Here is an 11,784-nt window from a genome sequence, read left to right as displayed (position 1 = left end):
TTAAGTTCTTGTGGATTCATTGTTGTTGGCATCCTGTGGCGCTTGGGTGAAGGGTGTTGTTCTGTGTTAGAGGTAAGTTATCGTACAACTTAAGCGATGACTAGCCCTCCTTGCAGAAAAATTTGTGTGCGCCGGTCTGGGGATGGCGGCGCTCGATCTCGCAGGCGCTAAAAATGACACGGCGACCGCATGTTGGTCATCGTATCTCTTAGGTGGGAAGGGGTAAAAAACGATCGCGGAGACAGGCACGAGCCCGCCGCCCGATTCCACGGGAAGTGTTCTGGGACCAGCAGAGGGTGACCGGGGAAACGGGGGCGACCTTGCGCCGCCCCGCGATCAAAGCAGAGGAAACTGAATGTCAGGCAGCGTGCTGGCGCTTGACCTGCGCCTTGCGTACCTGGGCTCGGCAGGCATCGCCGAAAGCCTGGAAGATCTTGATCGAATCAGGGTTCTTCGCCGCTTGCCATTCTGGGTGCCACTGTACGGCGAACAGGAACGGCGAAATGCTCGGCGCGTGAATCGCTTCAACCAGGCCATCTTCGGCATGGGCGATAGCTTCGATACCGGCGCCGAGCTTGTGCAGGCCCTGGCCATGCAGCGAGTTGACGCGAATCTCGTCGGTACCCAGGGTGTCACGCAGCCAGCTGCCCGGCTGGATCTTCACCCCATGTACTTGGGCGTACTGCACTTCAACCGGGTCTTCCGGGTTTTCTCGATGGTCATTGAAGCCAGGCTCGGCGTAGACCTTCTGGTAGATGTCGCCACCCAGGGCCACGTTGATTTCCTGCATGCCACGGCAAATGCCGAAGATTGGCAGGCCACGCTTGATCGCCGCCTTGACCAGTGGGATGTCGAACAGGTCGCGGTTCTGGTCCTGGCCCTTGCCTGGGGTTTCATTTTCCTGGCCATACAGGGCCGGGTCGATGTTGCTGCCAGCGCCCGTCAGGTACACGCCGTCGGCCATGTCCAGGTAGGTCTCGAGGTCTTCAATGCCGCAGCAGGTGGGCACCAGTACCGGGACGCAATCGGAAAACTCGACCAGCGGGGTGATGTATTTGTGGGTCATGACCTGATAGTCATGGCCTTTGCGCTCTTGGCTGCCCATGGTCATCAGGACGACGGGTTTGCGCAGGGAAGGTTGCTTGTTGCCAATGTTGCTGTTGGACATATGTCACCTTGGGACAGGTTCAACCTGTCGTTGTTGTGCAGGCGCACGGCGCGGGGCTCTGGGTGCTGCCTGTAGCCCCGAGCACTGCCGGCTCGTCAGAGGCGACGATTCCGGTCGGGGCATGTAGATAGCTTGCCAGAGCCGTTCGATATGTCAAACGACGGAAGAGGGCTTTAATGCGGGGGATGCGCCGGTTTTTGGGGGCTGAAACCGATGCGGGCCTGTGGTGGCGTGGGTTTGGCGGGGGCGTTGGTCAATAATATTTAACGATGCAGTTGGGTCTTTGCAGCGGTGCAATGAGCAAGGCGCTCGAGGCAAGCGCGGTCCTTGTAGGAGCGGCCTTGTGTCGCGAAAGGGCCGCAAAGCGGCCCCGGATTTCAGCACTGATGCACATTGCTGGGGCTGCTGCGCAGCCCTTTTGCGACGCAAGGCCGTTCCCACACGCATCAGACCTCCATTCAGTGCAGTATCTGCGCCAGAAACGCCTTGGCCCGCTCGGTGCGCGGCTGGTTGAAGAACACCTGCGGCGGGCTGTCTTCGATGATCTGCCCACCCTCAAGGAACAGCACGCGCTCGGCTACCTGCCGGGCAAAGCCCATTTCGTGGGTGACGCACAGCATGGTCATGCCCGTGCCGGCCAACTGCACCAGCACATCCAGCACCTCGGCGACCATTTCCGGGTCCAGCGCCGAAGTAGGCTCGTCGAACAGCATGATCCGTGGCTTCATGCACAGCGCCCGGGCGATGGCCACGCGCTGCTGCTGGCCACCGGACAACTGGCTGGGGTACTTGTGCGCCTGGCTTTCGATGCCGACCTTGCTCAGGTACATGCGTGCCCGCTCCTCGGCGTCCTTGCGTGACAGCCCGCGCACGCTGGTGGGGGCCAGCAGGCAGTTGTCGAGCACGCTCATGTGTGGAAACAAGTTGAAATGCTGGAACACCATGCCGATGTCGCTGCGCACCTGCGCGGCCTCGCGCGTGGTGGCTGACAGGTCGATGCCATCCACCTGGATGCTGCCCTGCTGGGCAATCTCCAGGCGGTTGATGCAGCGGATCAGGGTCGACTTGCCCGAGCCGGAGGGCCCGCACAGCACGATGCGTTCGCCTTCGCGCACCTGCAGGTCAATGTCACGCAGCACGTGGAAGGCGCCGTAATGCTTGTTCAGGCCTTCGATACGGATCAGCACCGGGCGCGGGTCGGGTTCGGGGGCAAGGGTGGCAAGGCTCAGTGGTGCGGTCATGTTGTTTTTCTCCCGCGTGGGTTCAGTCGAAACGGGTCGCGCTGTAGGGCGCGGGGTCGGTGAAGGGGCGCTCGCCAGTGAGCAGTTCGGCCAATAGCCGGCCGCTGACCGGGCCCAGGGTGAGGCCGTGGTGGGCGTGGCCAAAGTTGAACCACAGCCCCGGGTGGCGCGGTGCCGGGCCGATCACCGGGCGCATGTCGGGCAGGCAAGGGCGACGGCCCAGCCATGGGGTGTCGTCCAGCCGCTCGCCGAGGGCCGGGAACAGCTTGCGCGCCAAGGCTTCGCAACGGCCCAGCTGGATCTGGTTGCCAGGCGCCCCGGCTGCGTCGAACTCGATGCCGGTGGTCAGGCGTACACCGCGCGCCATCGGCGCCAGCACGTAGCCGCCCTGGGTATCGCAGATCGAGTGCTCCAACTGTGCGCCGTCGCGGGTGCTGTAGTGCATGTGGTAGCCACGTTTGATCGCCAGCGGAATCTGATAGCCCAGGCCGCTGAACAGGTCCGCCGACTGCGGGCCGAGGCAGGCCACCACCTCGTCGGCGGTAACCGGGCCACGACGGCTTTCTACCCGCCACTGGCCGTTGGCTTGGCGCAGGCTGCGCGCATCGCCATGCAGGAACTGCCCGCCGCGCTGCAGGAACAGCGCGGCATAGCCACGGGTGAGGGCGCCGGGGTTGTTCACGGTCTTTGGGTCGAGCCAATGAATGCCACCGACCACGGTGGCGTCCAACTGGTGCTCGCGTGCCTGCAGTTGCCCGCATTCGAGTATCTCGAACTGCAAGCCGTAGCGGCTCAGGCCCTTGGCGTCAGTTTTGGCCTGCTCGAAAAGCGCAGGGTCGCGGAATACTTCGATCCAGCCTTTGGCCTGCACCAGCCCTTCAAGGCCGGCCGCTTCGATCAGCGCGTCGTGTTCTTCGACGCAGCGTTGTACCAGCGGCAGCATATCGGCGGCGGCCCCAGCCAGGCGGCCGGGCGCCGACTGGCGCCAGTAGCGCCACAGCCACGGTGCGACCTTGGGCAGGTGCGCCAGGCTGTAGCGCACATCGGGCTGGCGGTTCAGGCCATAGCGCAGCAGCGCGCCCAGTTGCCGGGGGAAGGCGTAGGGGATGACGCTGGAGCGCTCGATCAGCCCGGCGTTGCCGTGGCTGGTGCCGCTGCCCGGTTCGTCGCGGTCGATCAGAATCACCTGGCGCCCGCGGGCCTGCAGGTGCAGGGCGGTGCTGACGCCGACGATACCGGCGCCGAGGACAAGGGTCTGGCAATGCATGGAACGTATCCTTCGGTCAGTTCAGGTGGCGGCCCAAGCGGCCTTCCAAGTGTTTCAGCAGGCGCCTTACCAGCTCGACGATCACCAGGTAGAGCACGGCCGCCCACAGGTAGATCTGGAAGTCGAAACTGCGCGAGAAGGCCAGTTTGGTCACGCCCATCAGGTCGTAGATGGTCACCAGCGAGGCAATCGCGCTGGCCTTGATCATCAGGATCAGTTCGTTGCCCAGTGGGCCGATGGCCACGAGCAGCGACTGCGGCAAGATCACCTTGAAGAAGGTGGTCGAGCGTTTCAGGTTCAGCGCCCGTGCCGCCTCATGCTGGCCGGGCGCAACGGCCATCAGGCTGCCGCGGAAGATCTCGGCTTGATAGGCGGCGGTGTTCAGGGTGAACGCCAGCAAGGTGCAGAACCACGCCTCGCGGAAGAACCACCACAGGCCGACGTCCTGCCAGAAGCCCTTGAGCGAGCCCAGCCCGTAATACAGCAGGAACAGCTGCGCCAGCAGTGGCGAGCCGCGGAAGAAGTACACGTAACCGGCGGCCAAGCGCTGCAGCACCAGGCTGCGCGACATGCGTGCCAGGGCCAGCAGCAGGCCGAGCACGGCGCCCAGGGTGAAGGAAATGGCCACCAGTTTGGCAGTTACCAGCAAACCGTCGAGAAAGCGTGGGCCGTAGCGCTCCAGCAGGTCGGGGTCGAGTACCAGCGCCAGCAGTTGATCGAGGCTCATGCGCGTGCTCCTAGCAGGTGGCGGTTGCTACGCCGTTCGATGTAGGCGAACACGCGCCCGGACAGTGCCGCGAACAGCAGGTAACCCAGGCAGGCGACGCCGTAGAAGAACATCGGCTCCTTGGTCACGCTGACCGCCAGGTTGGTCTGGCGCATCAGGTCGACCAGTGAGATGGTCGACACCAGCGAGGTGTCCTTGAGCAGCGACAGCCAATTGTTGGAAAGGCCGGGCAGGGCGATGCGGGTCAGTTGTGGCAGCAGCACCTTGAAGAACCCGGTGCGCTTGCTCAGGCCCAAGGCCGAGCAGGCTTCCAGCTGGCCCTTGGGCAGGGTCTTGAAGGCCGCCAGCCAGATCTCGCTGGAAAACGCGGCAAATACCAGGCTGAAGGCAATCATCGCGGCGAGGAAGGTGTTGATCAGGAATTCACCCTCGTAGCCCATGGCGGCGAGGATCTTCTGCGCGGCGATCTGGCAGCCGTAATAGATGATCAGCAAGGTCAGCAGCTCGGGCAGGCCGCGAAACACGGTTGAAAAGGTAGTGGCCCAGGCCCGTGGCAGGCGCTTGCGCGAGCGCGCCGCCAGGGCGACCACCAGGCCCAGTGGCAGGCCGATGGGCAGGCAGGCCAGGGCCAGGGAAACGGTAACCAGCGCGCCGGCCAGCAACGCCTGGCCCCAGCCTCCGCTGGCGAAGGACAGCAAGGACAATTGATCGAGCATGACGAACCCCTAAGATGGGCAACGCGGTCTCTTTGTAGGAGCGGCCTTGTGTCGCGATAGGGGGGCGTAGCGCCCCCACATTTTCAGCTTCGCCGCGAAGAACGCCGGGGCCGCTTTGCGGCCCTATCGCGACACAAGGCCGTTCTTACAGGGATTGCGCAGTTTCCTGAAGATCAGTTGTAGATATCGAAAGCAAAGTACTTGCTGGCGATCTTCTGGTAGGTGCCGTTGGCCACGATCTGTTGTAGCGCGGTGTTCAGGCGCTGGCGCAGGGCTTGGTCGTCCTTGCGCACGGCAATGGCGGCATCGGCCTTGGTGTCGGCCACATCGCCGAGGATCTTGCAGCAGTCCCCGCCGTTCTTGCTCATCCACTCGTGCAGCGGGAATTTGTCGGCAATCACGCCGTCCAGGCGGCCTGCGGCAAGGTCCGCGTTGGCCTCGTCCATGGTTGGGTACAGCTTCACATCGGCACCGGCCTTGCCATACACGTCTTCGGCGTAGATGGCCTGGGTGGAGGACGACTGGGCGCCGACGGTGTAGCCGACAAAGTCGGTCTGGGCGCTGTCGATCTTGCTGTCCTTGGCCACCGCAACGGTCAGTGGCGTGCGGTAGTAGTGGTCGGTGAACGCGATTTTCTTGCGCCGCTCTTCGGTGTCGATCATTGACGCCACCACTGCGTCGTACTTGCGTGCCATCAGGGCGGGGATGATGCCTTCCCAGTCCTGGGCCACCAGCGTGCATTCCACTTTCATCTGTTCGCACAGGGCATGGGTGATGTCGATATCGAAGCCATGCAGCTTGTTATCGGCGTCTACATAGTTGAAGGGCGGGTAGGCACCCTCCGTGGCGAAACGCAGGGTTTCGGCACTGGCGGCACCCGCCAGCAGCAGGGCGCACGCACCCACCAAGGCCATGGACTTGTTCATCTCGCACCTCATTGCACTCTTGCTATTGTTGTTTGCCCGTCGACCACGAGGTGTAGCCGACGAATTCGTTATGTAGAGCGGCAGTCGCTTCCAAGCGTTTTTCAACATCCGGCCCGAGCTTCTTGCAGACCTCGTTGACCATCAGGTGCACCCACGACAGCATCGTCGAGGTGGATTCCCAGAACAGATTGAACTCGGTGGGGATGCGGAACACCTCGTCGGCATTGGCATCGGCCCAGTCACAGAAGGTGTCGGTCACCAGGGTGACCGCAATGCCAGCCTCGCGTGCCTTCTGGCACAGCATCAGGGCGTGGCGGGAATAGCGGCGCGCCTCGAACACCACCAGGGCGCTGTCTTCGGCGCGGCCCAGCAGCACTTCGCCGAAGTGCCCAGCGCTGATGTCGACCAGCTGCACACCATCGCGCAGGTATTGCAGCAAGTGGCTCATGCACATGGCGATGCCACGCTCGGTCTGGAAACCGGCGATGAACACCCTGGGCTTGCTCGCCAGGCGTTGCGCCACGGTGTGCCAGGCCGTGCTCTGGCGGTATTCGTGCACGCGCACCAAGGCGGCGATTTCCAGCTCCAGGCTGCCGGCGTTGTCGCTGGCGTCCTGGTTCTGGCGGTAATCTTGCAGGCGATCACCCACCAGCCATGGGCCATCGCCAAGATCGTTCTGCAGGTCTTGCTTAAGCGCCTTGAGGTGGGCATAACCCAATGAGCGGCAGAACCGCCCGACGCTCGATTCGCTGACGCCCAGCTTGGCGGCAATGCTGGCTGAAGTCTGGAACGGCAGTTCGTGCAGGTTGGCGAGCATGTAGGTGGCGATCTTGCGACCCGAGGCAGCGGCCCCTTCGAGGCTGTTTTCCAGGCGTTGCTTGATCGGTTGGCTCATGCTGCGGCTCCAGGGGTAAGGCTTGAGAAGAAAATGAATGTTTTCTGTCATCAAGTCAACATTTGACAGATTGCTGTCACATGCAGGAAAGTTTTTGTCGTTGCAACGCTGTAGCCAATCCAAAACAACAAGGAGCTTCAGATGTCCGCACCCTCCACCAGCACCATTGTGCGCGTGCCCTTTTCCGAGCTGCAGGGCCTGCTGCAGGCCATCTTCCAGCGCCATGGTTGCAGCGAGGCCGTGGCTCGGGTGCTGGCCCACAACTGCGCCAGCGCCCAGCGTGATGGCGCTCATAGCCATGGGGTGTTCCGCATGCCCGGTTATGTTTCGACCTTGGCCAGCGGTTGGGTCGATGGCCAGGCCACACCCAAGGTCAGCGACGTGGCTGCTGGTTATGTGCGTGTCGATGCCGCGGGTGGTTTTGCCCAGCCGGCACTGGCGGCGGCCCGAGAACTGTTGGTGGCCAAGGCGCACAACGCCGGCATCGCCGTGCTGGCAATCCACAACTCGCACCACTTCGCTGCGCTGTGGCCGGATGTAGAGCCGTTCGCCGAAGAGGGCCTGGTTGCCCTCAGCGTGGTCAACAGCATGACCTGCGTGGTGCCACATGGCGCGCGCAAGCCACTGTTCGGCACCAACCCCATCGCTTTTGCCGCGCCTTGCGCCGAACATGACCCGATCGTCTTCGACATGGCCACCAGCGCCATGGCCCATGGCGACGTGCAGATTGCTGCGCGGGCTGGCCAGCAGCTACCTGAAGGCATGGGCGTGGATGCCAATGGCGAACCGACCACCGAGCCCAAGGCGATTCTGGAAGGCGGCGCTTTGCTGCCGTTTGGCGGGCACAAGGGCTCGGCGCTTTCGATGATGGTCGAGTTGCTGGCGGCGGCGTTGACCGGCGGGCACTTCTCCTGGGAGTTCGACTGGTCGGGGCACCCGGGGGCGAAGACGCCGTGGACCGGGCAACTGATCATCCTCATCGACCCCAGCAAGGCCGAAGGCGAGCGGTTTGCCCAGCGCAGCCGTGAACTGGTGGAGCAGATGCAGGCCGTAGGGCTGACGCGCATGCCGGGCGAGCGGCGTTACCGCGAGCGGGAGGTGGCCGAGGAGGAAGGGGTGGCGGTGACCGAGCAGGAGTTGCAGGGCCTGAAAGAGCTGCTTGGCTGACCCCTGCACCGTCGGGCCATGCAATGTTGCATAGACAACCTTGCACAATAGTGGATGTTCCTGAGCCTGCACTCCGGGTATGCTCAGGTCTGCCTTTTCGAACTGTCCTGATCCAAGGAGCTGCACGCTGTGTTCAAACATGTCGATGCCTATGCCGGCGACCCGATCCTCTCGTTGATGGAAACCTTCAAGGCCGACCCGCGCGCCGACAAGGTCAACCTGAGTATTGGCCTGTACTACGATGAGGCCGGCGTGGTGCCGCAACTGGCGGCTGTGGATGCGGTGGAAAAACGCATGGCCGGCCAGGACCACGAAGCCTCCCTGTACCTGCCGATGGAAGGCCTGGCCAGCTACCGCCAGGCGATCCAGGCGCTGCTGTTCGGTGCTGATCACCCCGCCGTGACGGGCGGTCGCGTGGCTACCGTGCAGACCGTGGGCGGCTCCGGTGCCCTTAAAGTTGGTGCCGACTTCCTCAAGCGCTACTTCCCGCAGTCCGAAGTCTGGGTCAGCAACCCGACCTGGGACAACCACCGCGCCATCTTCGAAGGCGCAGGCTTCAAGGTGCACTCCTACCCGTACTTCGACCAGGCCACCCGTGGCGTGGACTTCGACGGCATGCTGGCCACCCTGCAGACCCTGCCGGCCAACAGCGTGGTCCTGCTGCACCCGTGCTGCCACAACCCTACCGGCGCCGACCTGGAACAGCACCAGTGGCAGCAAGTGGTCGAAGTGGTCAAGGCGCGCCAGCTGATCCCGTTCCTCGACATCGCCTACCAAGGCTTCGCTGAAGGCCTGGTGGAAGACGCCTACGCCATCCGCGAAATGGCCCGTGCCGGCGTGCCGTGCCTGGTCAGCAACTCGTTCTCGAAAATCTTCTCGCTGTACGGCGAGCGGGTAGGCGGCCTGTCGGTGGTGTGCGATGACGACGCCACTGCCCAGAGCGTACTTGGCCAGTTGAAGGCCACCGTGCGCCGCAACTACTCCAGCCCGCCCAACTTCGGCGCCCAGCTGGTGGCTGGCGTGCTCAGCGATGCAGGCCTGAATGCCCAGTGGGCCGAAGAAGTCGAAGTGATGCGCAAGCGGATCCTCGACATGCGCCAGGCGCTGGTCGATGCCCTGGCCGTGCTGCTGCCAGGCCAGGACTTCCAGTTCTTCCTGCGCCAGCGCGGCATGTTCAGCTACACCGGCTTCAGCGTCGAGCAGGTGCGTCGCCTGCGTGACGAGTTCGGTGTGTACCTGATCGACAGCGGCCGCGTGTGCATGTCCGGCCTGCGCCCGGCCAACCTGCAGCGGGTTGCCGAAGCGTTCGCCGCCGTTCAGAAGTAATCCTCCAGGGGCCCAGCGCGGCCCCTGCATTCGCAGCTTCGCAGCGAGTAATGCCAGGGCCGCTTTGCGGCCCTTTCGCGGCGCAACGCCGCCCCCACAGGTCATTGCTGCAACCCGCGTTTTCAGCCAGCTGCACCTCACTTGTAAAGACAAGTGCAACCGCCCCTCGGAAAAGGGCTTCGCAAGTGCAACCTTTCCGTGCACAATCGCGCCCCTCTTTTCCGGTTGAGTTGGGCGAAGGCACTGTTTCGCCATTCTCAGCCTGTTGCAGTCTTGCGAGTGGAGCTTCACCCGGAATGAATGAGCAGGCCCCAAGCGTTGAACAACGCTTTGCAGAATCGACCCCCGCCACCCTTGGCAGCTGGGCGCGTCACGACACCACCTGGATGCTGGGCCTGTTCGGCACAGCCATTGGCGCCGGAACCCTGTTCCTGCCGATCAACGCCGGCCTTGGCGGCTTCTGGCCGCTGCTGATCCTGGCCATCCTGGCCTTCCCGATGACGTACTTTGCCCACCGTGGGTTGACCCGATTCGTCCTGTCGGGGCGCAACGGTGGCGACATTACCGAAGTGGTCAAGGAGCACTTCGGCAGCACCGCCGGTGCCTCGATCACCGTGCTGTACTTCTTCGCCATCTTCCCCATCCTGCTTATCTATAGCGTGGCGCTGACCAACACCGTGTCCAGCTTCATGGAGCACCAGTTGCACATGCAGCCGCCGCCGCGGGCCATCCTGTCGTTCGTGCTGATCCTCGGCCTGCTGGCCATCGTGCGCTGTGGCGAGCAGGCCACGGTCAAGGTCATGAGCCTGCTGGTGTACCCGTTCATCGTCGCCCTGGCGTTGCTGGGCCTGTACCTGGTGCCGCACTGGACGGGTGGCATCCTCGACAGCGCTACCCAGGTGCCACCGGCCTCGGCCTTCCTGCACACCCTGTGGCTGGCCATTCCGGTGATGGTGTTCTCGTTCAACCACTCGCCGATCATCTCGGCCTTTGCCGTTGACCAGAAGCGCCGCTACGGCGAGCACGCCGATGAGCGCAGCGGCCAGATCCTGCGTCGTGCCCACCTGCTGATGGTGGTGATGGTGCTGTTCTTCGTGTTCAGCTGCGTGCTCACCCTGAGCAGCGCCCAGCTGGCCGAAGCCAAGGCACAGAACCTGTCGATCCTGTCGTACCTGGCCAACCATTTCAGCAACCCGACCATCGCGTTCGCTGCGCCGTTGATCGCCTTCGTGGCCATTGCCAAGTCGTTCCTGGGCCATTACATCGGTGCCAGCGAAGGCCTGAAGGGCATCATCGCCAAGACCGGCGCGCGCCCGGGTGCCAAAACCCTGGACCGCGTAGTTGCCGCGCTGATGCTGGTGGTGTGCTGGATCGTCGCCACCCTCAACCCGAGCATCCTGCGCATGATCGAATCGCTCGGCGGTCCGATCCTTGCGGTGCTGCTGTTCCTGATGCCGATGTACGCCATCCGCCGTGTACCGTCGATGCGCAAGTACAGCGGTGCAGCCTCCAACGTATTCGTTGTGGTGGTCGGCCTGGTTGCGTTGACCTCGGTGGTGTACGGCCTGCTCGGCTGATTCGCTGCCAGAAATAAAGAATGCCCGGGGCGCTTGTCGCAACCTGGGCATTTTTTTGTCCACAAGAATTGTCCGGCAATAGAACAATTTCACCTACCCCCATAGGCACCCGGCCGCCTTCATGCTTAACTCAGTGTCCTTTTCAAACCCCGTATAAGGATTTCGTCATGGCTCAAGTGACTCTCAAAGGCAACCCGGTTCAGGTCAAAGGCGAACTGCCGAAAGTCGGCGCCCAGGCTCCGGCCTTCTCCCTGGTCGGTGAAGGCCTGGCTGACAAGTCGCTGAAGGACTACGCCGGCAAGCGCAAGGTGCTGAACATCTTCCCGAGCGTCGACACCCCAACCTGCGCCACCTCCGTGCGCAAGTTCAACGCCCAGGCCAATGATGTAACCAACACCGTGGTACTGTGCATTTCCGCCGACCTGCCGTTCGCCCAGGCCCGCTTCTGCGGCGCAGAAGGCCTGGAAAACGTGAAGAACCTGTCGACCCTGCGTGGCCGCGAGTTCCTCGAGAACTACGGCGTCGCCATCGCCGACGGCCCACTGGCCGGCCTGGCCGCCCGCGCCGTGGTGGTGCTGGACGAGAGCGACAAGGTGCTGCACAGCGAGCTGGTTGGTGAAATTGCCGACGAGCCGAACTACGATGCAGCGCTGGCTGTACTGAAGTAAAGGTTGTGGGGTAGGGCGGGCATCTGCAGCCCACCGTCGCCCCAAGCAACACCCTGTAACGGCCCGGAACGCGTTCCGGGCCGTTTTCATTTAAAATTCCGCGTCT

11 protein-coding genes are annotated in these 11,784 nt (G+C 63.2%); 4 read left to right on the top strand and 7 right to left on the bottom strand.

What is annotated here, in order from left to right:
- Positions 1-358 precede the first annotated feature (358 nt).
- From APH35_RS03550 to APH35_RS03520, 7 genes are all read right to left on the bottom strand, one after another.
- On the bottom strand, positions 359-1,168 hold the full coding sequence (locus APH35_RS03550) for a gamma-glutamyl-gamma-aminobutyrate hydrolase family protein (protein ID WP_060494127.1): 810 nt from the start codon (positions 1,166-1,168) through the stop codon (positions 359-361).
- A 458-nt stretch (positions 1,169-1,626) separates the two neighbouring features.
- Positions 1,627-2,409 (bottom strand): amino acid ABC transporter ATP-binding protein, encoded by a 783-nt coding sequence (locus APH35_RS03545; protein WP_060494128.1) that lies wholly within the window; start codon positions 2,407-2,409, stop codon positions 1,627-1,629.
- A gap of 22 nt (positions 2,410-2,431) precedes the next feature.
- Positions 2,432-3,676, bottom strand: a complete 1,245-nt coding sequence (locus APH35_RS03540) for an NAD(P)/FAD-dependent oxidoreductase (RefSeq protein ID WP_012271967.1) — start codon at positions 3,674-3,676, stop codon at positions 2,432-2,434.
- Between the two features lie 16 nt (positions 3,677-3,692).
- Positions 3,693-4,403, bottom strand: coding sequence for an ABC transporter permease (locus APH35_RS03535; protein ID WP_060514217.1), 711 nt, complete (start codon positions 4,401-4,403; stop codon positions 3,693-3,695).
- Positions 4,400-5,119, bottom strand: a complete 720-nt coding sequence (locus APH35_RS03530; RefSeq protein WP_012271969.1) for an ABC transporter permease — start codon at positions 5,117-5,119, stop codon at positions 4,400-4,402. The genes APH35_RS03535 and APH35_RS03530 overlap by 4 nt, the downstream gene beginning before the upstream one ends.
- Positions 5,120-5,292: 173 nt before the next feature.
- Positions 5,293-6,045: a transporter substrate-binding domain-containing protein gene (locus APH35_RS03525; RefSeq protein WP_060494129.1), complete on the bottom strand. Its 753-nt coding sequence runs from the start codon at positions 6,043-6,045 to the stop codon at positions 5,293-5,295.
- 22 nt (positions 6,046-6,067) lie between these two features.
- Positions 6,068-6,940, bottom strand: coding sequence for a MurR/RpiR family transcriptional regulator (locus APH35_RS03520; RefSeq protein WP_012271971.1), 873 nt, complete (start codon positions 6,938-6,940; stop codon positions 6,068-6,070).
- A 141-nt stretch (positions 6,941-7,081) separates the two neighbouring features.
- On the opposite strand from APH35_RS03520, the gene APH35_RS03515 reads away from it, so the two are divergent.
- The 4 genes from APH35_RS03515 (at position 7,082) to tpx (ending at position 11,678) form a co-directional block, all read left to right on the top strand.
- The gene (locus APH35_RS03515; protein ID WP_060514216.1) at positions 7,082-8,107 is read left to right on the top strand and encodes an Ldh family oxidoreductase; all 1,026 of its coding nucleotides are present in this window, start codon (positions 7,082-7,084) and stop codon (positions 8,105-8,107) included.
- A gap of 129 nt (positions 8,108-8,236) precedes the next feature.
- Positions 8,237-9,433 carry an amino acid aminotransferase gene (locus tag APH35_RS03510; RefSeq protein ID WP_012271973.1) on the top strand — a complete coding sequence of 399 codons (1,197 nt, stop codon included), beginning with the start codon at positions 8,237-8,239 and terminating at the stop codon, positions 9,431-9,433.
- Between the two features lie 296 nt (positions 9,434-9,729).
- The gene (locus tag APH35_RS03505) at positions 9,730-11,010 is read left to right on the top strand and encodes a serine/threonine transporter (protein ID WP_012271974.1); all 1,281 of its coding nucleotides are present in this window, start codon (positions 9,730-9,732) and stop codon (positions 11,008-11,010) included.
- A gap of 167 nt (positions 11,011-11,177) precedes the next feature.
- Entirely contained in the window at positions 11,178-11,678 is a 501-nt protein-coding gene (tpx, locus tag APH35_RS03500) for a thiol peroxidase (protein WP_060494130.1), read from the top strand.
- The last annotated feature ends 106 nt before the right edge of the window (positions 11,679-11,784 follow it).

The organism is Pseudomonas sp. NBRC 111132, assembly GCF_001320565.1.
Lineage (GTDB): Bacteria > Pseudomonadota > Gammaproteobacteria > Pseudomonadales > Pseudomonadaceae > Aquipseudomonas > Aquipseudomonas putida_P.
The sequence above is the reverse complement of the archived record's forward strand: the minus strand, read 5'-3'. Positions and strand labels throughout refer to the sequence as shown.